The 19,694-nt window shown below is 68.6% G+C and carries 22 protein-coding genes; 9 read left to right on the top strand and 13 right to left on the bottom strand.

The annotated features are described in order from the left end of the window. Window positions 1-26: 26 nt before the first annotated feature. A complete protein-coding gene (locus ACWDUN_RS28175) occupies window positions 27-1,103 on the bottom strand; it encodes an NAD(P)H-dependent amine dehydrogenase family protein (RefSeq protein ID WP_449933935.1) in 1,077 nt (358 codons plus the stop codon). Between the two features lie 103 nt (window positions 1,104-1,206). On the opposite strand from ACWDUN_RS28175, the gene ACWDUN_RS28170 reads away from it, so the two are divergent. The 3 genes from ACWDUN_RS28170 to ACWDUN_RS28160 all read left to right on the top strand — a co-directional run bounded on the left by ACWDUN_RS28170 (window position 1,207) and on the right by ACWDUN_RS28160 (window position 3,553). Further along, a complete protein-coding gene (locus tag ACWDUN_RS28170) occupies window positions 1,207-1,950 on the top strand; it encodes a glucose 1-dehydrogenase (RefSeq protein ID WP_449933933.1) in 744 nt (247 codons plus the stop codon). Window positions 1,951-2,019: 69 nt separating this feature from the next. After that, the gene (locus ACWDUN_RS28165) at window positions 2,020-2,256 is read left to right on the top strand and encodes a hypothetical protein (protein WP_449933932.1); all 237 of its coding nucleotides are present in this window, start codon (window positions 2,020-2,022) and stop codon (window positions 2,254-2,256) included. 25 nt (window positions 2,257-2,281) lie between these two features. Next, window positions 2,282-3,553 (top strand): competence/damage-inducible protein A, encoded by a 1,272-nt coding sequence (locus ACWDUN_RS28160; RefSeq protein WP_449933930.1) that lies wholly within the window; start codon window positions 2,282-2,284, stop codon window positions 3,551-3,553. On the opposite strand, the gene ACWDUN_RS28155 is transcribed toward ACWDUN_RS28160, so the two are convergent. From ACWDUN_RS28155 to ACWDUN_RS28145, 3 genes are read right to left on the bottom strand one after another with little or no spacing between them, the layout of a single operon-like run. Continuing rightward, a complete protein-coding gene (locus tag ACWDUN_RS28155) occupies window positions 3,550-4,452 on the bottom strand; it encodes an LLM class flavin-dependent oxidoreductase (protein WP_449934026.1) in 903 nt (300 codons plus the stop codon). The genes ACWDUN_RS28160 and ACWDUN_RS28155 overlap by 4 nt on opposite strands. A gap of 47 nt (window positions 4,453-4,499) precedes the next feature. Then, window positions 4,500-5,360 (bottom strand): LLM class F420-dependent oxidoreductase, encoded by an 861-nt coding sequence (locus ACWDUN_RS28150; protein ID WP_449933928.1) that lies wholly within the window; start codon window positions 5,358-5,360, stop codon window positions 4,500-4,502. A 14-nt stretch (window positions 5,361-5,374) separates the two neighbouring features. After that, a complete protein-coding gene (locus ACWDUN_RS28145; RefSeq protein WP_449933926.1) occupies window positions 5,375-6,295 on the bottom strand; it encodes an alpha/beta fold hydrolase in 921 nt (306 codons plus the stop codon). 127 nt (window positions 6,296-6,422) lie between these two features. Here ACWDUN_RS28145 and ACWDUN_RS28140 point away from each other — a divergent pair, with 127 nt between their 5' ends. Beyond that, window positions 6,423-6,803 carry a nuclear transport factor 2 family protein gene (locus tag ACWDUN_RS28140; protein WP_449933925.1) on the top strand — a complete coding sequence of 127 codons (381 nt, stop codon included), beginning with the start codon at window positions 6,423-6,425 and terminating at the stop codon, window positions 6,801-6,803. Between the two features lie 8 nt (window positions 6,804-6,811). On the opposite strand, the gene ACWDUN_RS28135 is transcribed toward ACWDUN_RS28140, so the two are convergent. Beyond that, complete coding sequence (locus ACWDUN_RS28135) at window positions 6,812-7,090, bottom strand: WhiB family transcriptional regulator (RefSeq protein WP_449933924.1); 279 nt, start codon at window positions 7,088-7,090, stop codon at window positions 6,812-6,814. A gap of 77 nt (window positions 7,091-7,167) precedes the next feature. Between ACWDUN_RS28135 and ACWDUN_RS28130 the strand changes: the two genes are divergently transcribed. Further along, a complete protein-coding gene (locus tag ACWDUN_RS28130; protein ID WP_449933922.1) occupies window positions 7,168-7,797 on the top strand; it encodes a TetR/AcrR family transcriptional regulator in 630 nt (209 codons plus the stop codon). Between the two features lie 4 nt (window positions 7,798-7,801). On the opposite strand, the gene ACWDUN_RS28125 is transcribed toward ACWDUN_RS28130, so the two are convergent. Continuing rightward, the gene (locus ACWDUN_RS28125) at window positions 7,802-8,680 is read right to left on the bottom strand and encodes an AraC family transcriptional regulator (protein WP_449933920.1); all 879 of its coding nucleotides are present in this window, start codon (window positions 8,678-8,680) and stop codon (window positions 7,802-7,804) included. A 26-nt stretch (window positions 8,681-8,706) separates the two neighbouring features. Between ACWDUN_RS28125 and ACWDUN_RS28120 the strand changes: the two genes are divergently transcribed. Beyond that, window positions 8,707-9,969: an amidohydrolase family protein gene (locus ACWDUN_RS28120; RefSeq protein ID WP_449933918.1), complete on the top strand. Its 1,263-nt coding sequence runs from the start codon at window positions 8,707-8,709 to the stop codon at window positions 9,967-9,969. Between the two features lie 9 nt (window positions 9,970-9,978). After that, complete coding sequence (locus tag ACWDUN_RS28115; RefSeq protein WP_449933916.1) at window positions 9,979-10,635, top strand: GNAT family N-acetyltransferase; 657 nt, start codon at window positions 9,979-9,981, stop codon at window positions 10,633-10,635. A 25-nt stretch (window positions 10,636-10,660) separates the two neighbouring features. Here the strand turns inward: ACWDUN_RS28115 and ACWDUN_RS28110 are convergent, their stop codons facing one another. The 4 genes from ACWDUN_RS28110 to yaaA all read right to left on the bottom strand — a co-directional run bounded on the left by ACWDUN_RS28110 (window position 10,661) and on the right by yaaA (window position 15,486). Beyond that, window positions 10,661-11,755 (bottom strand): hypothetical protein, encoded by a 1,095-nt coding sequence (locus ACWDUN_RS28110; RefSeq protein WP_449933914.1) that lies wholly within the window; start codon window positions 11,753-11,755, stop codon window positions 10,661-10,663. A gap of 232 nt (window positions 11,756-11,987) precedes the next feature. Beyond that, window positions 11,988-13,355, bottom strand: a complete 1,368-nt coding sequence (locus tag ACWDUN_RS28105) for a WS/DGAT/MGAT family O-acyltransferase (RefSeq protein WP_449933913.1) — start codon at window positions 13,353-13,355, stop codon at window positions 11,988-11,990. Window positions 13,356-13,398: 43 nt separating this feature from the next. After that, window positions 13,399-14,658, bottom strand: coding sequence for an esterase family protein (locus tag ACWDUN_RS28100; protein ID WP_449933911.1), 1,260 nt, complete (start codon window positions 14,656-14,658; stop codon window positions 13,399-13,401). 81 nt (window positions 14,659-14,739) lie between these two features. After that, window positions 14,740-15,486: a peroxide stress protein YaaA gene (yaaA, locus tag ACWDUN_RS28095; protein ID WP_449933909.1), complete on the bottom strand. Its 747-nt coding sequence runs from the start codon at window positions 15,484-15,486 to the stop codon at window positions 14,740-14,742. 525 nt (window positions 15,487-16,011) lie between these two features. Here yaaA and ACWDUN_RS28090 point away from each other — a divergent pair. Next, window positions 16,012-16,266, top strand: a complete 255-nt coding sequence (locus tag ACWDUN_RS28090; protein ID WP_449933907.1) for a hypothetical protein — start codon at window positions 16,012-16,014, stop codon at window positions 16,264-16,266. 4 nt (window positions 16,267-16,270) lie between these two features. On the opposite strand, the gene ACWDUN_RS28085 is transcribed toward ACWDUN_RS28090, so the two are convergent. Beyond that, a complete protein-coding gene (locus ACWDUN_RS28085; protein WP_449933905.1) occupies window positions 16,271-16,951 on the bottom strand; it encodes a FadR/GntR family transcriptional regulator in 681 nt (226 codons plus the stop codon). A 48-nt stretch (window positions 16,952-16,999) separates the two neighbouring features. On the opposite strand from ACWDUN_RS28085, the gene ACWDUN_RS28080 reads away from it, so the two are divergent. Further along, a complete protein-coding gene (locus ACWDUN_RS28080; RefSeq protein ID WP_449933903.1) occupies window positions 17,000-18,259 on the top strand; it encodes a CynX/NimT family MFS transporter in 1,260 nt (419 codons plus the stop codon). A 6-nt stretch (window positions 18,260-18,265) separates the two neighbouring features. Here ACWDUN_RS28080 and ACWDUN_RS28075 read toward each other — a convergent pair whose 3' ends face one another. Beyond that, window positions 18,266-18,835, bottom strand: coding sequence for a peptidoglycan endopeptidase (locus tag ACWDUN_RS28075; RefSeq protein ID WP_449933901.1), 570 nt, complete (start codon window positions 18,833-18,835; stop codon window positions 18,266-18,268). Window positions 18,836-19,246: 411 nt separating this feature from the next. After that, window positions 19,247-19,681 carry a DUF5078 domain-containing protein gene (locus ACWDUN_RS28070; RefSeq protein WP_449934024.1) on the bottom strand — a complete coding sequence of 145 codons (435 nt, stop codon included), beginning with the start codon at window positions 19,679-19,681 and terminating at the stop codon, window positions 19,247-19,249. Window positions 19,682-19,694 lie beyond the last annotated feature (13 nt).

Below are 19,694 nucleotides of genomic sequence, written 5' to 3'. Positions count from 1 at the left end.
CCCACCATTGTGCGCCGACACCGCGATCAGGTCCGATAGACCAATCCCTTACCGGTGCCCAGTGGCAGATCCAAGGTGGTGCGGATGCCCGCCGGTGCGGCCACCACATCCGGGATGGCGTTCACGATGCGCCCGGCAGCGGCCAGAATCGCCGCGTAGTTGTGGTCGCCGCGATCGCTGGTGGGGCAGATGTCCACGACATAGGAGGGCTCGCCGATGATCTCGACGCGATACGAGCCCCCGGGTTGGGCGGGCTGCGCCCAGTCCGGCCGCAGGTCCTCGCGCACCCGGGTGATGTGTTCGACGACGATCACCGGCCGGCCGCCGACCATGCCGTTGATCTCGAACCGCATGGCCGCCACGGTGCCCTCGGCGATGACGCCGGTGGCGGTCTCGATGTCCTCCGGCGCGGGCTCCAACTCGTAGCTCTCGGTGATCTCGTCGACCTGCACGCCGAGGCCGGCCGCCAGCATGCGGATGGCGGTTCCCCAGGCGGCGGACAGGATCCCGGGCAGGAACAGCATGCCCGGCTGATCCATCGGGTTGCCGAAGCCCATGACGATCGACATCACCTCCGTACCGTCGTAGGTGGCGTAGTCGGCGATCTCCATCGTCTTGATCTGATCGATGCGCTGGCAGGTGCTGGCGATCGCGAACGGCACCAGGTCGGTGGCGAACCCGGGATCGACGCCGGTGATGTACACGCTGGAGTCGCCGAGGCGCGCAGCCTCTTCGACGCGGTCGATGGCCTTCTGCGGCATCGCTCCCCAGGGGAACTGCAACCCGCCGGGCGCCGATCCGACCACATCGATGCCCGCCGACAGGGCCGCCATCACATCGCGGGTGGCCTCCACCGGCCGGGTGTCGCCCATCGCGCAGTACACCAGGCAGTCCGGCTTGCTCGCCAGCACGGCGTCCATACCCGCGGTCGCGACGACACCGGTGACGGTGCCGAGACCGGCCAGTTCGCCGGCGTCCTGACCGATCTTCGCGTCGGTCGAGGTGCCGACGGCCACCAGCTCGAACCGAGGATCCTCGATGAGCTGGATCAGGGCCAGTCGGCCGCAGTTTCCGGTGCCGACGAGTGCCACGCGAATGGCCATACGGGTCTCCTCACGGTGTTCGGTCTGCTGGCAGTATGCGTGCTGCGACCTCGAATTGGAACAGGTTCTAGTCGCTGATCGGGGTGCGGTAGCCTGTGCGCCCATGGGACGCGTGGACGACAAAGTGGTACTGATCAGCGGCGGCGCACAGGGAATGGGCGCGGCGCACGCCCGGATGTTGGTGGCCGAGGGCGCCAAGGTCGTGATCGGCGACATCCTGGACGAGAAGGGACAGGCGCTGGCCGAAGAGATCGGTGACTCGGCGCGCTACATCGCGCTCGACGTCACCCAGGCCGACCAGTGGGAGGCCGCGGTGAACCTGGCCGTCGACACCTACGGCAAGCTGACCACGCTGGTGAACAACGCCGGCATCGTGGCATTGGGCAAGATCGGCCAGTTCGATATGGCCAAGTGGCAGAAGGTGATCGACGTCAATCTGACCGGCACCTTCCTGGGCATGCAGGCCGTCGTCGAGCAGATGAAGGCCGCCGGCGGCGGGTCGATCATCAACGTGTCCTCGATCGAGGGTCTGCGCGGTGCCCCCATGGTGCACCCATACGTGGCCTCCAAGTGGGCCGTCCGCGGGCTGGCGAAATCGGCGGCCATCGAACTGGGCAAGTTCAACATCCGGATCAACTCGGTGCATCCCGGCTTCATCCGCACACCCATGACCAAGCACTTCCCCGACGACATGGTCACCTCGCCGTTGGGCCGGCCGGGAACCTCGGAAGAGGTGGCGACCTTCATCGTCTTCCTGACCAGCGATGAGTCCTCGTTCTCGACCGGCGCCGAGTTCGTCGTCGACGGCGGCCTGGTCACCGACGTGCCGCACAAGGATCTGTTCTAGGCGGCACCGGTCGCCGGGCCGCGTGCGGCGGCAGGGCAGGATGGGGGCAGCCCAGCACAGGAGGACACAGTGGCCGACAAGACGACGCCCGACGAAACAGAACGGCAGGCGCTCGCCGACTTCACCGCCGACAAGGGATGGAACCGGCGGCAGGCCGACCGCGTCGACATCTACCTGCGCGGCGCCACCCGGATCCGGGTGATCTGGGCCGGCGACGCCCTGTCGGGCAGTTCGCGCTACGTGGACGACATCATGGAGCAGTACACCCGCGAACTGGCCACGGTGAAGGGCTGGCTGTCGCACTGACCGCGCCGCTGCATAGGCTCACGGCATGAGCGTGCGCGCCGGCATCGTGGTGACCGGGACAGAGGTACTGACCGGACGCGTGCGCGATCTCAACGGTCCGTGGCTGGCCGACCGCCTGCTGGAGCTGGGGGTCGAACTGGCGCACATCACGCAGTGCGGCGACCGGGCCGCCGACCTCACGGCGCAGCTGAGCTTTCTGGCCGGCCAGGGCGTCGACCTCATCATCACCAGCGGCGGACTCGGGCCCACCGCCGACGATCTGACCGTCGCCACGGTGGCCGACTTCTGCGGTGCCGAGCTCGTCCTCGATGCGGAGCTGGAGCAGCGCATCGCCGACATCTTGCGCAGGCTCACCGCGGGTAGACCGGATGTCGACTTCGGCGCCGTGCTGGCCGCCAACCGTAAACAGGCGATGGTGCCCGCGGGTGCGGAGATCCTGGACCCGGTCGGCACCGCGCCGGGGGTCGTCGTGACGACCGAGAACCTGCCGACCGTCGTGGTGCTGCCCGGCCCACCCCGGGAGCTGCAACCGATGTGGACGGCCGCCGTGGCGACCACCGGCGTGCAGCGGGCGATCGCCGGGCGCACCGTATACCGCCAGGAGACGCTGCGGATGTTCGGTCTGGCGGAGTCGGGCCTGGCAGAAGCGCTGCGCGAGGCCGAGATTCGGGTGACCGGTTTCCAGCAGCTGGAGATCACCACCTGCCTGCGCCGCGGCGAGCTGGAGATCGTCACGCGCTATGAGCCGGCCGCGGCCGACAGCTACGCCGCGCTGGTCGACATGCTGCGGGACCGGTATCCGCGCGAACTCTTCTCCGAGGACGGCTCGCTGATCGACGACCAGGTCGCCGCACTGCTCGCCGGCCGGACGGTCGCGACCGCCGAATCCTGCACCGCCGGCCTGCTCGCGGCGCGGTTGGCCGACCGGGCCGGATCATCGGCGTATCTGGCCGGTGGCGTGGTGTCGTACTCGAACGAGGCCAAGGTCGAACTGCTCGGGGTCGACGCGGCGCTGATCGAGCAGTTCGGCGCGGTCTCCGAACCGGTGGCGCGCGCGATGGCGGAAGGGGCGTTGCGCCGGTTCGGCGCCGACACCGCCGTGGGGATCACCGGCATCGCCGGGCCCGGCGGGGGATCGGAAGAAAAGCCGGTCGGCACAGTCTGTTTCGGTCTGGCGGTGGCCGGTCGCGACACCCTGGTGCGCACACTGCGGCTACCGGGCAACCGCAGTGATGTCCGCGAGCGGTCGACGACGGTCGCCATGCACCTGCTGCGCCAGGAACTGCGCCGCTCCTAGTCGGTGAACCGGGATATCACTCCGGCGGCCAGATTCTCCAACGTCTCATCCGAGGCGCGGTCGTGGGTGAACAACACCACCTGCCCGAACCCCATCTGCCGCCACTGCTCCAGGCGCTCGACGATCATCGGCGCGGTTCCGATCAGCCCGCCCTCGTGTAGACCGAAACCCGGCCCGCCGAACCGCTTCTCGGCGAAGGTGCGGACACTCGGCAGGGACTTCTCATCCGGCGCCAGTGCCATGACGGCCTCCACCGACATCACGATCGTGTCGGGGTCGCGGCCGATCTGGTCGCACAGTCCGCGCAGCACCGACTGCTTGTGGGCCAATTCGCCCAGTGCGTAGGTGGGTACGTTCCATACATCGGCGAAGCGGGCGACGAGCGGCAACGTGTATCTCTCACCGACGCCGCCGACCACGATCGGTGGTCGTGGCCGCTGGACCGGCAGCGGCCGGAACGCCATGTCCCCCACGGTGTAGTGCTCACCGGTGAACGAAACGGTGCCGGTGTCGAAGGCCTGGGCGAGGATCTCCAGCGTCTCACCCAGTCGCGCCGAACGGTCGGCGAAGCTGCCCCATTCCAGGCCGGCGCGCCGGTGTTCGTCCTCGATCGACCCGCTGCCCAGCCCCAGCTGCAGGCGTCCGTCCGAGATCTGGTCGAGCGTGGCCGCCATCTTGGCCAGCACCACGGGATGCCGGAACTGGTTGCACAGCACCATATGCCCGACACGCAGCCGCTGCGTCCGGCTCAGCAGCGCGGTCGCCAGCGTCCAGGCCTCCAGCGAGTCGACCTCCGGCATGCCCGGGCCGTAGAGGTGGTCGTAGAGCCACAGCGATCCGATGCCCAGTTCCTCGCACCGCTCCGCCCGGTGCAGCACCTCCGCATAGGAGAAGGCCATCTGCGGCACGTAGACGCCGATGTCCAGGCTCGCCACCGGTGACGTCCTCAGTTCAGCGCGGGCGCCAGTCGCCGCCACTGCTCCAGCGGCAGCGCCGACGGATCGGCGTCGAGCACCTGCACACAGACATGGTCGGCGCCGGCGGACTTGTGTTCGTTCACCCGCGCCAGGATGGCTTCCTCATCACCCCACACGACGATCGCGTCGACCAGTCGGTCGCTGACGTCGCGCACCTCGTCCTCGGTGAAGCCCGAGCGCAGCAGGTTGTTCGCGTAGTTGGGCATTGCCAGGTAGCTGCGCACCCATTCGCGGGCGATGGTGCGCGCCTGCTCGGCGTCGTCGGTCAGCACGGCGGTCTGCTCGGGCAGCAGCAGCGGCCCTTCGCCCAGCACCTCGCGCGCGGTTGCGGTGTGCTCGGGTGTCACCAGATACGGATGCGCACCGCGTGACCGGTCGGCGGACAGCTGCAGCATCTTGGGCCCGAGCGCGGCCAGCACGCGGTCCTCGGCGGCGACGGGCTGCTCGGCTGCGTCCAGACCGTCGAGGAAGGCGGCGGTGGCGGCCAGCGGCTTGCGGTAGGTGCCGGGCGATTTCGAATCGATCAGGGGTGCGTGGCTGACGCCGATGCCCAGCAGGAAGCGCCGTCCGTGCGCGGCCGTCAGGCGGGCATGCGCGGCGGCGACATCGGCCGGGTCATGCATCCAGAGGTTCAGGATGCCGGTGGCGATGGTGATCCGGCTGGTGGCGGTCAACAGGTTCTCGACCGAGTCGATCACCGGTCCGCCCACGTCGGGAATCCACAACGCGGGGTAGCCGAGCTCCTCCAGTTCGGCGGCCGCCTCGGCGGCCCGCCCGGCGTCTCCATAGCGCAGACCGGCGCTCCAGATTCCCGTGCCCGAAAGTTCCACCTGCCGAACTCCTTTCAGCGCGGGCCTCGCCCGTCGCGATCCCAGACATCCAGCATCGTACGGAGGATCTCTTCGGCGCAGCCGAGCCCCCCGAGGTGACTCTCTCCCGGCAGCACCGTCATGTGCGCGTCCGGCAGCCGGGACACCGCGTGGGCGCCGTGCGCGAAGGGCACGATGTGGTCCTTGTCGCCGTGCCACCAGTGCACCGGCACCTTCACCTCGTCGAGGCGGAAACCCCAGTCGCGGACGAAGTCGACGATGTCGTAGAACGGTGCCGCCAACTGTTTGCGGCTGCCGTTGAGCAGATCGTCGAGAAACATCGCCTTGAACTCGGGGCGGGCCAGCAGCCGCCGGTCGCCCTCGGGGGAGATCCTGGCGTAGACCTCCAGTGCGGGGGAGCCGACCGGGGCGATCAGCTTGATCAGCGTGGCGGCGGCCAGCCGGATCGGTGCCCCCGCCATCTCCAGTACGGGCGCGACGGTCGATCCGAGATTCATCAGTCCGCTGGAGATGCCGTCGGGACCCACGTATGGGGCCACCCCGCCGAGCACGCCGGCAGCGACCACCCGCTCGGGCATGGCCGCGGCCACGGCCAGGGTGTACGGCCCGCCGCCGGACAGGCCGACGACCGCGAAGTTCTCGATCCCCAGGGTGTCGGCGATGATGCGCAGATCCTCGGCGAAGGCCAGCACGTTCGGGTACTGATGCGGTGTCGAGGACCCGATTCCGGGCCGGTCCACGCCGATCAGCCGGACCTTCTCCAGTTCGGCATAGGCCCTGGCCTCGGCCGGGATCTGGCGCCGTGCCCCGGGCGTGCCGTGCAGCCAGAAGATCGCCCGCCCCTGTGGATCGCCGAACTCGGCGAAGCCGAGTTGGCGGTCAGCGCTGACGGCGACATTGCCCTCGAGCTTGGGGCGCGCGATGGGAGGAACCATCTGCTGAGTGTGTCATGGCGAACAGGCTCCGAACATGCTGCCCTGGGACACGCATGCGGGTCCGCCACCAAAGTTGCTTACGCGCATTAGTTTGGTGTCCACCATCCGCGTGATCGAGGAGGACCACATGGACGAATCGCTCGACCGCGGCAAGGTGGGGCTGGCGTTCTCGACCCACCGCTTCGAGGAGTCGCTGCCGCATCTGGCCAAGGATGTGCGATGGACGATCGTCGGCTACATGGTGCTCGAGGGCGCCGACGCCGTCGTGCGCACCTGCCAGGAGACGCGGGAGAGCCTGGCCGAGACGCAGACCGATCTCCAGCGCTGCGTGGTCGCGGCGCAGGGTGACGTGGTGGCCGTGGACACGATGGCCCGCTACACCGGGCCCAACGGGGTGACGGCGGTGGCCGGTTGCGACATCTTCGAGTTCGCCGACGACAAGATCGCGGCCATCACGTCGTACGCGGTGCAGGTGGACCCCGACTGCTCGGGTGCCCCGCTGCGGTGAGGCGGGGGTCAGGTCGTGGTGCGGCGTACCACGACGCCGTTGCGTTCGGCCAGCGAGCGCAGCTGTTTGAGGGCGAACTGACGGCTACGGCCCGCCGGCGGCAGGACGATACCGGCCCACAGCCCCTCCGCGCCCGGGGTCACGCACGCCTCCTTGGCGCATTGCCACCGTCGCGGGCAGGCGCGACACAGCGCCTTGGCGCCCTCGTCGGCGATCGTGGTCCAGCGGTCGGGATTGCGCGTGCACGGTGCAGTCCAGAACTCTTCGTCTGTCGTTATCGGATGCATGTCCCCCCGTCCCTTCTCTCCACGACAATACGTTTGTATCGTAAATTCTTCCTTACCGCTGCACCGCGCGGGGAGTGATGTTGACTACGGTGGCTGCTGTGGCAGGCGAAACGGCCGGGGGAGAACCCCGCAGCGTCGAGCGAATCCGCCGTGCTGCGCTGCGCAGCTTCGCCGAGCACGGTGCCGCGGCCACCACGCTGCGGGGCGTCGCCGCCGCGGCCGGCGTCTCGCTGGGGTTGGTCCAGCACCACTTCGCGACCAAGGCCGGTCTGATCAAGGCCGTGGACGACTATGTCATCGAGGTCGTCATCACCCCGATGGCGCAGCCGATATCCGAACGGGCCACCGATTCGATCGCCGAGGTGGGAGACCGGGTGAACCGCATCATCGCCGAGCACCCGGATGTGGCGGCCTATCTGGGCCGCGCGGTGGTCGACGGCAGCCAACTGGGCGCCACCGTCTTCGACCGGCTCTTCGAGGTGGGTCAGGCGCGTTGGCAGTTGCGCACCGACCGCGGTGAGGCGCGCCCCGACATCGACGTGCTGTGGGCGTCGATCAACTCCCTGGTGCTGGCCCTCGGGGCGGTGAGTCTGCGCTCGCACATCGAGCGCCACCTGCCCGAACCATTCACCGCGCCGGCCCAGCTGCAGCGCTGGCAGAACTCGGTCGACACCCTGCTGCGAGAGGGTCTTTTCCCGCCGGCCTAGCCGGTCAATCCTGTTTTCCGGCAACCCTTTTGCGGTACGCGGTGGGCGTCTCGCCGCAGAATTGGGCGAAGCTCCGGGTGAACGAACTGAGACTGTCGAAACCGACCGCCGACGATGTCGCCTGCACGGACTGATCCGGTGCCGCCAGCAGGGCCATGGCCCGCAACATCCGGGCGTGTAACAGATAGGTGCGCCACGACAATCCCAGCGTCTCGGCGAACAGACGCCGCAGCGTGCGCTCCGACACCGCGACCGCGCGGCTGACATCCTCGGCGGTGGCCGAATCGAGATGCGCCCGGGTGTAGGCGAGCGCGGCCGCCACGATGGGGTGATCGGAGGTGGGCAGGCTCAGCGGTGCCTCATGGTCGAGCGCCTCGATCACCAGGTTGGCCAGCGTCCGGAAGAAGTCCCGCGACACCCGGTCATCCTCGGCATCACATGACACCCGGTCGATCGGCCAACGCAGTCCGTAGATCATCATCTCGCGCACCAGCGGCGACACCGCGATGATGCGGGCCCGGTCACCGCCGTCGGGGATCATGGTCGCGTCGAACATCACCGCGACGGTTTTCACGTCGGGGTTCATCACCGCCTGATGCTCCAGACCCGCCGGAATCCACGCGGCCTGCTGGGGCGGCAGCAGGTGGTGACCCGCATCGGTCTCGACCTCGACGACGCCGTGCAGGGCGTATTCGATCTGGTGCACCTCATGGGAGTGCCAACCCGTGATCAGGCCGTGCCCCTCGTACAGGTAGCTACCGGCCGAAGCCTGTCCACCGCGGCGCAACTCGATGACGGGACGGGCCGGCCGAGCGGCGTCGACCGGCCCGGCCATGTTGGCCGAAAAGGACAAACCTCTGTCCGAAAACGCAGAGACGGTCACGCGATCCGAGGGTACTAGTTGAGGACATGGACACCAACGACCTGATCCTGGTGAGCATCGACGACCATGTCGTGGAGCCGCCCGACATGTTCCTCAACCACGTGCCCGCCAAGTACAAGGCGGACGCGCCCATCGTCGTCACCGATGACAAGGGCGTGGACCAGTGGATGTACCAGGGCAGGCCGCAGGGTGTCAGCGGACTCAACGCCGTGGTGTCCTGGCCCGCCGAGGAATGGGGCCGCGATCCGGCCGGGTTCGCCGAGATGCGTCCGGGTGTCTACGACGTCCATGAGCGCGTCCGGGACATGAGCCGCAACGGGATCCTGGCCTCGATGTGCTTTCCGACCTTCACCGGATTCTCCGCCCGGCACCTGAACATGCACCGCGAGGACGTCACCCTGATCATGGTGTCGGCCTACAACGACTGGCACATCGATGAGTGGGCGGGCAGCTACCCGGACCGGTTCATCCCGATCGCGGTGCTGCCGACCTGGAATCCCGAGGCCATGTGCAAGGAGATCCGGCGCGTCGCCGCGAAGGGCTGCCGGGCGGTGACGATGCCTGAATTGCCACACCTGGAGGGACTTCCGAGCTATCACGACGAGGACTACTGGGGTCCGGTGTTCCAGACGCTGTCCGACGAGCAGGTGGTGATGTGCCTGCACATCGGCACCGGCTTCGGCGCCATCAGCATGGCCCCGAACGCGCCGATCGACAACCTGATCATCCTGGCAACTCAGGTCTCGGCGATGTGTGCCCAGGATCTGCTGTGGGGCCCGGCGATGCGCAACTATCCCGACCTGAAATTTGCGTTCTCCGAGGGCGGAATCGGCTGGATCCCGTTCTATCTGGACCGCTCCGACCGGCACTACACCAACCAGAAGTGGCTGCGTCGCGACTTCGGCGACAAGCTGCCCAGCGATGTGTTCCGCGAACATTCGCTGGCCTGCTATGTCACCGACAAGACCTCGCTGAAGCTGCGGCACGAGATCGGTATCGACAACATCGCCTGGGAATGCGACTACCCGCACTCGGACTGTTTCTGGCCCGACGCCCCCGAACAGGTGCACGCCGAACTGCTCGCCGCCGGCGCCTCGGACAGCGACATCAACAAGATCACCTGGGAGAACTCCTGCCGCTTCTTCGGCTGGGATCCGTTCAAGCTGACACCCCGCGAAAAGGCAACGGTAGGCGCCTTACGCGCCACCGCGACCGACGTCGACACCTCGATCCGACCGCGCAAGGAATGGGCCCGGCTATACGACGAGAAGCGGTTCGTTCGGGTCTAAGGTTGGGGCATGACCGATCTGGATCGTGCCGCAGCCCGTCGTGAGATCACCGAAGCCCTGCTGAAGGCGCTCGACCGTCGGCACGAGGTGCTCGACATCATCGTCGACGCCGCCGACCGCGATACCGCCGTGCAGGCCATCGCCGACCTGCTCGGCACCACCCGTGCCGGCAGTGAGGCGGTCTTCGGGCTGTCCTTCGACCAGCTGACCAAGGACTCCCGCCGTAATATCGCCGCCGAGTTGGAGGATCTGAACAGCCAACTCACGTTCACGCTGAACGAGCGGCCCGCGTCCTCGGCCGAGACGCTGGTGCTGCGCGCGTTCTCCGGCGAGCACGACCGCGACATCTTCGCCGCCCGTCTCGATGATCTGCACACCGCCGGTGACGGCCGTGGTGGCCCGGCGGGCAGCCTCGACGACGAGATCGCCTCGGCGCTCAACCGTCTCGACGCCGAGGAAGCGGCATGGTTCGTCGCCCTGGAGGGCGACAGCAAGGTCGGTCTGGTTCTCGGCGAGCTCGTCGATCACGAGGTCGAGGTCCGGATCTGGATCCGGCCGGACTTCCGGAAGAAGGGCTACGGCACTGCGGCGCTTCGCAAGTCGCGCTCGGAGATGGCGATCTACTTCCCGGCCGTGCCGGTGGTGGTGCGCGCACCCAGCGCCTGAGGCGCGGGCGCCGACAGCGCCCGGATCACCACTCGGGTTCGCGCTGGGCCGCCGGATCGACCCGCGGCGCCGGTGCGTTCTCCGGTACTGCCGACCAGGCGGTGCCCTCGCAGACCAGATCACTGGGAAACGGGATCTCGCTGGGCAGGGTGACCGGCAGGCCGGGCACGGTGGGCAGCGCGATGGGCGGTGGCGGGGTGGCCGCCAAAACCGCGGGCGCCGAAGCGATTGCGGGTAGCACGGTGTCGGCCGCCAGGGCCGCGGCCGTGGGCGGGGATATCGCCACCGGCGCAGCGACGGCCGCCGCCTCCAGCGGCGCTGCGGCCGCCGGGACCGGAATGGGCGCGGCGGCCTCGACCAGGGGCGCCGGTGCCGTGGGCGCGGCGTCCACGGGCGCCGGTGGTACCGGCGGCGCATCGACAGCCGGTGACGCAGGAGGTATCTCGACCGGTGCGGCGGGCGCGGGGGGTGCGGGCGGTGCCTCGACCGGGGGCGGCAGCGCGGCTTGAGCCGGTGGGGCCTCCACCGGCGGTGCCGCCGTCGGCGGTGCGGCGACGGGGCTCGCGGCATGGATCAGGGGCGCGGCGGCCGGTGCCGCGGGCGGCAGTCCGGCCGGCACTGGTACGGGCACCGGCGGCAACGCGGCGGGCAACGGTGGGACAGGTACCACGGGCACGGCGGCCGGCGCGGCCCCGACCGGCGCTGCTGCCGGCGGCCCGGCCAGCACCGGGGAGATGAGATCCAATGTTTCGGTCGCCACCGGCGCGGCCGGCGCGATGGGCGCCGGTGCCGACACGGCCGGAGGCGCGGGTGCCGGCGGCGGTGGTGCGACCGGGGCAGCAGGCACCGGCGGGGCCGCGACCGGTTCGGGCGCCACCGGTGCGGCCGCCGCCTCGATCAGCGGTGCGGCCGCCTCGACGGGCGGGGCAGGCGGTGCCAGCGCATCGCCCAGCGCCGCTGCGCCGCTGTCGACCGCCTCCGGGATGATCTCCGGCGCGGCGGCCAGATGCGTGACCATGTCCAGGCACGGCACGCCGGGGCTGATCTCGGGCTCAGCAACCGCCGCGGGGCTCAGTGTCAACACACTCCAGTACAGACCGGCAGCGGTAACAGACGTCACTGCAAGTCGTTTTGTGGTGTGTGGCATGGGTTTCCTGATTCTGCTGGTGGCGCGGCGACGAGGGGAACTTATCGCGGTTCCGCCATTGCACAACATGCGGGTTTTGGCCGACACCGATCCGATACGAACAGGTGCCTGTCCCGTGACCCTGGCGGGGCAGCACAGCGCCGATCGCCGAAAACACCGGTGCCGGAGACGCTTTCTTCGGTGCGCGCGCCCGGACGGCCGGGCGCTATCCGGCCGCGGCCTTCTCCAGCGCCGCCAGCGAATCCTCGAGATGGACCAGCAACCTCTGCAGGTGCGGCACGCTGCGGCGGCAGCCGACCAAGCCGAAGTCCAGGTTGTCCGCGTTGTTGGTCAGGGTGATGTTCAGCGCCTGCCCGTCCAGGGCTATCGACATCGGATAGTTGCCGTCCAGGCGGGCGCCGTGCCAGTACATCGGTTCGCGGGCGCCGGGCACATTCGAGATCACGATGTTGAACGGTGGCGGAGCCGAGGACACGAAGCCGGGCACCAGACTCAGCCCGAGCCCGGCGATCAGAAACCCCGACAAGGCCAGGGCCTGGGTGCGCGGGAGATCGGCGAAGACCTTCTTGTTGTCGCGCATCGAGGTGCTGATGATCTCCAACCGGCGCAGGGGATCGGCGGTGTCGGTGGCCAGATTGCACAGGATGGTGCCCACCATGTTGCCGCCGGCGTCCTGTTCGTCCTCGCCGCGCAGGCTCACCGGAACCATTGCCACCAGCGGGGTTTCGGGCAGGGCGTGTTGCTCTTCCAGATACGCGCGCAAGGCGCCGGCACACATGGCCAGCACCACGTCGTTGACGGTGGCGCCGGTGGCGGTCTTGACCGTCCTGATCCGCTCCAGCGGCCACGATTGGGCTGCGCAGCGTCGAGCGCCTCCGATCGGCACGTTGAACATGGTCCTCGGCGCGCCGAACGGCAGTGTCAGTTGCTGCTCCAGCAATGCCGCGCGCGCCAGCGCCAACGTGGTGGGTGCCAGCCCGGCCACCGACGCGGCGGTGCCTGCCACCGACCGCACCAGCGAGGTGGCCCCCTTGGACGTCGACGCCGTGCGCTTGCGGGGAGCCAGCGTCCACGGCACCCGCACCTCACGGTCGTCCTTGTCGGTGGTCAGCGTCCGGATCATCAGGCGCTGCGCTGAGACACCGTCGATGAGGGAGTGGTGGATCTTGGTGTACACCGCGAACCGGCCATCGCTCAGGCCTTCGACGAAGTACGCCTCCCACAGCGGGCGGTGCCGGTCGAGCAGGCTGCCGTGGATGCGGGAGGTCAGCTCCAGAAGCTCGCGCACCCGGCCGGGCCGTGGCAGCGCCGATCGGCGCAGGTGGTAGTCGACGTCCACCTCGTCGTCCAAAGTCCATGCCACATTGCTGATTCCACCGAACAGGGTCGCCGGGTGCTTCCGGAAGGTCGGCTGAAAATCGTCGAACCCGGTGATCGCGTGGTAGAGGTCGGCCACGAACTCCGGCCCGGCATCGGCGGGCGGCTCGAACAACTGCAGACCCCCGACGTGCATCGGATGCTCGCGGGACTCGCCGACGAGGAACAGTGCATCGGTCGGTGAGATCAGCTTCATGTGGTCAAACTACCGACCGCCGTCGACCCCGGTCGCCGATTGCTCAGGCCGGGGGGAGGGCGACGCGCGGTACCGCGGCCGGAAGCATCGGCGTGGCAACGCGGGGGACCGCGATGCGAGGCGCCCCCGCGGGGGCGGCGACGCGCGGCGCACCTGCACCGGCGACACCGGGCACGACCGCGGCGGGAGCGGCGGCCGCGGGCGGTACCACAGCCGGGACCGCCGCGGGTGCGACGGCGACCGCGGGCACCCCGGCCGCAGGCGCCGGGGCCGCAACTGCCGGGGCCGGCGGGACAGCCCCCGGCGGGGCCGGGGGAGCCGGCGGCGCGGGCGGCGCCGCACCCAAGACGCGCTGCAGATCCGGCTTCATCGCCAGCAGCTGCTGGCCCCAGTAACCCCAGCTGTGCGTGCCGTCCTTGGGGAAGTTGAAGACGCCGTTGCGGCCGCCGGCGGCCAGATAGCGCTGCTGAAAGGTCTTGTTGGTGTTCAGTGTGATGTTCTCCAGGAACTGAGCGCTGAACATCCCGCCGAAGTCGCCACCGGTGTCCAGTTCCGAGGGCGTTCCGTCACCGCAGTACACCCAGATCGCGGTGCGGTTGGCGGCCAGGGTGGCCACGTGCACCATGGGATCATTGCGGCGCCAGGCCGGATCGTTGGTCTGACCCCACATATCGGTGGCGTTGAAGCCACCCGCGTCGCGCATGGCCAGCCCGATCAGGGTGGGCCACAGTCCCAGTGACGGGTTGACGAATCCCGACAGTGACGCCGCGAAGATGAACTTGGTGGGATGCCAGACCGCCAACGTCAGCGCCGACCCGCCCGACATCGACAGCCCCACAACGGCATTGCCCACCGGGCTGATGCCGCGGTTGGCCGCCAGCCAGCCGGGCAGTTCCTGGGTGAGGAAGGTTTCCCACTTGTAGGTCAGGGTGCCCGCACTGCCGGTGGCCGGCTGGTACCAGTCGGTGTAGAAGCTCGACTGACCGCCGACGGGCATCACCATCGACAGCCCGGAGTCGTGATACCACTCGAATGCCGCGGTGTTGATGTCCCAGCCGCTCAAGTCGTCCTGCGCACGCAGGCCGTCGAGCAGATACACCGCATGCGGTCCGCCGCCCTGGAACTGAACACGGATGTTGCGCCCCATCGACGGCGAAGGGATGTCCAGCATCTCGATCGGCAGACCCGCACGGGAGAAAGCGGTTGCGGTCGGTGCACTGACCAACGAACCCAACACCGCCGTCGTCAGAAGCACGGATGCGCATCGGCGCGCCCAGCGTCGCACCCTCGTCGATGGGTTCATGCACGGCAAGCTAACAGCGCGGCAAGCCCGTCCTCCGTTGCGACGCCCGCTGTGATCGCGTTGTTATGTCACGGTTTTGACTCACGCGGGTACGACGATGGTGAGATCGTCACCGTCGCGTTCGACATGCATTCCGGCCCTGCGCGCGACCGCCGCGACCTTGGCCGCATCATCGGGTTCGGCGCGGCTGGTGGCCAGTGTGCGGGCCAGCCGACCCTTGTGCGCCTTGTTGAAATGGCTGACGACTGTGCGGTGCCCGTCGGCGTGCTCGGCCAGCACATTCACCCGCACCGCGCCGGGTAGTCGGCCCAGTGCGGCATAGGAACCCGATCGCAGGTCGACCACCAACTCTTCGGCGGCGATCTCAGCGAGTTGCGGTTCCAGCACCGGACGCCAGCGCGCGGCCAGCGTCGGTTTGCCGGGCAGCTTGGATGTCGCCGAGAGCCGGTAGGCGGGGATGGGGTCATCGGCGCGGATCAGGCCGAACAAGGCCGAGCCCACGGCCAGCCGCGAACGCGCCCGCGCAGCATTCGCCCCGCGCAGCGAGTTGATGTCCAGGGCGTCGTAGAGCACCCCGGTGTAGCGATCGATCGCCGGCAGTGTGGGTGCCGTCGTCAGATCGGCGTTGCGCTGGATCTCGCCGTCTTGTGACGGGTTGAGCCCGAGTGCGCGTCGGCACGCGGGAACGTCGGCCGTCAGCGAGGTGAGCTCGTCGATGAGCTCCGTGCGCAACTCGGTCAGCGCCGCGAAACTGAGGTGATCGAGTCGTAGCGGAGGACCGTCACCGCCGGCGCGTTTGGTCTCCGAGGGCGGCAGCAGCACGATCACGCGACAGAGGTTAGCCCAGCAGCGTCGGCCGGGCGGCAACGGAGGCGCGGCGCCGACCAAGCGCTTGGTTTCGTGACCGGCTCATAGCGGTCCGTCAGTTGTTTTCGATGAATTCGCCGAATTCGGTGCCGATGATTTCGGCGGCGAGAAACACCGCAATACAACCCTGCCAAGCCATTTGGTGTTGCCCGCGCAATCGCGTCCAGGGTCCGTACACAAATGCCGGACGGCAATTCCGCGGTGCCTCCAGGATTGGTTTTCCCGACTTCGGGCATATGATGATCGAGCGAGGTCGTGACGGGCGTTCAGCGGTGTTTCGAGGCGTTGCGGCAAGCGGATTGACAATGCCGTATTCGGTAAATGAGGATCGGCGTGTTCGGTCGAGCGCCGATCGGTACGACAGGATCGGCCGACGCTCGTCGGGGGCTGGGCGTGCAGTGTGAGATCGCCACGGGAATTCGTTCCCCTGGCTCGCACGAAACGCGACCGCAAGTTGCGGTCGCCGCGGATGACAAGGGAGTTCGGGTGACTGCTCAGGGAACCGTCGGTGCCGGCCCCGACAACCAGGACCAAGGAATCGCCGTCGATGTTCGGGTGCGCGTTCACCCCGGCACCGAGAACGAAGCGACCGGACTGGTCGTCGATGACTTCGGTGACACGGCAGGCCAATCCGTGGACATCGGCGAACATCACATCGCCGATCCGGCCCGCCGCTGGGCCGTGCAGCTCGACAGCGGCTCGCTGACGTTCGTCGACTCCGACGCACTCGCCCCGGAGTAGCCGTTCAGAGACCGGGGAGCCGGTCCAGGAGTTCGTCGAGGAAGCCACCGGCCTCCTCGACCGCGCGCCGGTCGTCGCGGTCGGCGATCGCCTCGATCAGACCGCGGTGCCGCGGGCTGTCGGCCAGGCTCACGGGATTGCTGACGGTGCTGGTCGCGATGCTCGCCAGCACCACTTCCGTCAGACCCCGGTACAACTCGGTCAGGACGGCGTTGTGCGAGCTGCGCACCACCGCGAAATGCAGATCGGCATCGGCGCGCGCGAACTCCTCGGCGAGGCCGGCGGCGCGCAGCTGATCACTGCGCTCCAGTAGTCGCCACAGTTCGGTCAGGTCGGCATCGGTTCGTGCGGTCGCCGACAGCCGCGCGCCCTCCACCTCGAGGCACCGCCGCACCTGGAGAACTTCGCGCAGTTCGGTTCCGCAGAGCCGGCGCAGCGCGCCCGACACCTCGCTGGTCGCCCGGACGTAGGTGCCGTCGCCTTGCCGGACCTCGAAGATGCCGCTGTGCGCCAGGGCGCGCACCGCCTCGCGGACCGTGTTTCGGCCTACTCCAAGAGACTCGGCCAACACCGGCTCGGTAGGGATCTTGGTGTCGACCGGCCATTCGCCGGTGGTTACCGAATCCCGCAGTTGCTCGATGACCTGCTCCACCAGTCCGGTGCGGCGCGTCGACGCCAGTGGCACGCGCCACCCCTTTCATCCAATCATCGGATGTATGGCAGGCTAGTGCAGATGAATCGTCGCCGCCACACCGGAACCCTGGACGGGGCAGTGACTCCGCTGGGTGACGGCTTCGACAGCCGGCCGGACCTGCGTCCGGCCGAGGTGGCCGCCGGCGGGGTCCTGCTGACGCTGGCCGTGGTGCTCACCGCGGCCAATCTGCGTCCCGCCATCACCAGCGTCGGACCGATGCTCGGGGACATGCGCGGGGAACTCGGCACCTCGGCGCTGTGGGCCGGGGTGCTGACCACCCTGCCGGGGCTGTGCTTCGCCGGTGCCGGATTGACCGCACCGTTCCTCTCGCGCCGGCTCGGTCTCGGGCGTGCGATCGCGACGGCACTCGTCGTACTGGTGGCGGGCCTGCTGATCCGGGTGGTCGACGGGCCGGCGGTGGTCATCGGCGGGACGCTGATCGCCACGGCGGGCATCGCGCTGATCAATGTGCTCATCCCGGTGGTCATCAAGGAGTCCTTCCCCGCGCGCATCGGGCTGATGACCGGTATCTACACCGCCGCGTTGCAGGGCGGCGGTGCCGCCGGTTCGGCGGTGACCCCATCGCTGGACGAGTGGCTGGGCGGCTGGCGGCCGGCACTGGGCGCATGGGCCGGTCTGGCCGCGGCGGCCCTGGCCTTCTGGATGATCGCGATGCGCGGCCGCGCAACGACTTCGGTGACCGCGCCGCCGACCGGCGAAGGAGCCCGAGCCCGCTCGATGCTGCGCAGCAGGCTGGCCTGGATCGTGACCGGATTCTTCGGCTGCCAGTCCTGTATGGCCTATATCGTGATGGGCTGGCTGCCACAGGTTTTCATCGACAACGGCATGAGCAAGAGCGACGCCGGCATGCTCTTGGGTCTGAACGCGCTCATCGCCGTGCCCATCAGCATCGTGGTCGCGCCGATGGCGGCCCGCCGGCCCGGACAGAGCGGCTGGATTGTCGGCCTGGGCGTCCTCGGCTTCAGTGGCGCGCTGGGGCTGGCGTTCGCGCCGATGGCGGCCCCGGTGCTGTGGACATTGCTGCTCGGTTTGGGCATGAGCGTCTTCTCGCTAGCGCTTGCGGTGATCGCACTCCGTTCGCGAACCGCCGCCGACACCGCGCGGTTGTCCGGCATGGTGCAGGGCCTGGGCTATCTGCTGGCCGGGGTCGGACCGTTTCTATTCGGTCTGCTGCACGAAATCAGCGGCGGCTGGACGGTGCCGTGGATCATGCTCTTGGGCGTCTACGTGGTGCAGATCGTCCTGGGCGCCCTGGCCGGGCGGCCCAGGTACGTCTGAGCAGCGTCAGGCCGGGATGGTGCCCGGCGGTGGCGGGACCGGCGCACCCGGTGCGGGCGGAGGAACATCGACGGGTGCCATGCCGGCAGGTGGCGGCGGCAGCTGGGCCGGCGGGGGCGGTGCGAATCCGGCCGGGGCCGGCGGTGGCACCGGCGCACCGGGCGGAGGCGGCACGGGCGCGCCGGGTTGCGGGGCGGGCGCGACCTGCTGCACCGGCAGATACATGTGCTTGGTGAACTGCGGCTGATAGGCACCGCCACCGCCGATCTTGACGCCGCCGCCCTCGCCGGAGGAGACCGCAGTGCCGTCGGGCAGTGTCACGGCGGTGTGCCCGCTGTTCCACCCGATGACGAGGGCGCCGGGCTGGGTGCCGTACTTGAAGCCGCGCGCCAGCAGCGCGCTTTCCTGATTGCCGGTGTTGAACCGGTCACCGAAGACCGGTCGGTTGGTCGCGGCGTTGCTGACCCAGGATGCCAGGCCCGAACAATCGGTTCCCGCGGGGGAGTCTCCGCCGGAGATGTACGGCGTTCCCGACACCTGTGTGACCAGCGCCAGAAGTGAAGCAGCAGCAAACATGCGGACGGACGTTAACAGAGCGATTTGTAAGGGGGCAAAATTCTGTGACTCCCTTCACATCTCGATATAAGCCCAGCACAGTTCACAAATCGCCTTCTGAACGGCCTTGCTTGGAGCCGATATTCAGCTGGTTCTGTGCATTGATCTTGAGTTCTCGCAAACTCCGCCGGGCCGGCCCGTGAGGTCGATGTCGCCGCTGCAGCCGCAGGCTCAAAGGCGAAGGCGCACAGCGGTGTTCGTGAGGCTTCGGCGTGCCGACCGGTCGGTGCTTGCCGAAACCTACGTCGTTGCAGTCTGGTTGCCGCAGGTGCGGCCATGCTGACGTCAGGGAGCTGGATTCGGTCCGGGGGCCTACCTGGTGTCAGCCTGGCTGCGGGCCGGCCAACCAGGCTGAAGTCATGCAGGTGCGGGTTACCAGACCCAGACGGACATGTCGTGGGGTGGGTAGTTCATGCAGACCGCGGTCGATGCGGCGACGACGCCCTTGTTGTTGAAGAAGATCTTGGCCCAGTTCGGCCAGTTCCAGGCCAGTTGTTCGTAGAAGGCGTTGGTGGCGGTGTCCTCGGAGTACTGGCGGCGTCCGGCGTAGTCCATGGCGAAGAACCAGTGGATGCGGTCCTGCACGGCGCGGTGCACTTCGGGGGACTTGTTGTTGTAGTCGATCATGTAGCGCTCGTAGTAGACCGGGTTGGTGTCGCGGGTGGCGGCCAGGATCTGCTCGGCGGTGCACGGGGTCTTGAGGATCTTGCTGGGGATGGGGTATTCGTCGGTGGCATCGGCTCCCGCGATGGGGGCCAGGGTCAGGGCGGCGGCCGCGGCGAGTCCGGCCAGCGTCAGTTTCTTCATCATGCTTCCTTCT

The sequence above is a fragment of the Mycobacterium sp. NPDC003323 genome (genome assembly GCF_053589535.1).
The sequence above is the reverse complement of the archived record's forward strand: the minus strand, read 5'-3'. Positions and strand labels throughout refer to the sequence as shown.

Bases quoted from the DNA above. Each gene is read 5' to 3' on its own strand.
- ACWDUN_RS28175 (WP_449933935.1), bottom strand. From the start codon at position 1,103: ATGGCCATTCGCGTGGCACTCGTCGGCACCGGAAACTGCGGCCGACTG.
- ACWDUN_RS28170 (WP_449933933.1), top strand. From the start codon at position 1,207: ATGGGACGCGTGGACGACAAAGTGGTACTGATCAGCGGCGGCGCACAG.
- ACWDUN_RS28160 (WP_449933930.1), top strand. From the start codon at position 2,282: ATGAGCGTGCGCGCCGGCATCGTGGTGACCGGGACAGAGGTACTGACC.
- ACWDUN_RS28155 (WP_449934026.1), bottom strand. From the start codon at position 4,452: ATGGCCTTCTCCTATGCGGAGGTGCTGCACCGGGCGGAGCGGTGCGAG.
- ACWDUN_RS28145 (WP_449933926.1), bottom strand. From the start codon at position 6,295: ATGGTTCCTCCCATCGCGCGCCCCAAGCTCGAGGGCAATGTCGCCGTC.
- ACWDUN_RS28140 (WP_449933925.1), top strand. From the start codon at position 6,423: ATGGACGAATCGCTCGACCGCGGCAAGGTGGGGCTGGCGTTCTCGACC.
- ACWDUN_RS28135 (WP_449933924.1), bottom strand. From the start codon at position 7,090: ATGCATCCGATAACGACAGACGAAGAGTTCTGGACTGCACCGTGCACG.
- ACWDUN_RS28130 (WP_449933922.1), top strand. From the start codon at position 7,168: ATGTTGACTACGGTGGCTGCTGTGGCAGGCGAAACGGCCGGGGGAGAA.
- ACWDUN_RS28120 (WP_449933918.1), top strand. From the start codon at position 8,707: ATGGACACCAACGACCTGATCCTGGTGAGCATCGACGACCATGTCGTG.
- ACWDUN_RS28115 (WP_449933916.1), top strand. From the start codon at position 9,979: ATGACCGATCTGGATCGTGCCGCAGCCCGTCGTGAGATCACCGAAGCC.
- ACWDUN_RS28105 (WP_449933913.1), bottom strand. From the start codon at position 13,355: ATGAAGCTGATCTCACCGACCGATGCACTGTTCCTCGTCGGCGAGTCC.
- ACWDUN_RS28100 (WP_449933911.1), bottom strand. From the start codon at position 14,658: ATGAACCCATCGACGAGGGTGCGACGCTGGGCGCGCCGATGCGCATCC.
- ACWDUN_RS28080 (WP_449933903.1), top strand. From the start codon at position 17,000: ATGAATCGTCGCCGCCACACCGGAACCCTGGACGGGGCAGTGACTCCG.
- ACWDUN_RS28075 (WP_449933901.1), bottom strand. From the start codon at position 18,835: ATGTTTGCTGCTGCTTCACTTCTGGCGCTGGTCACACAGGTGTCGGGA.
- ACWDUN_RS28070 (WP_449934024.1), bottom strand. From the start codon at position 19,681: ATGAAGAAACTGACGCTGGCCGGACTCGCCGCGGCCGCCGCCCTGACC.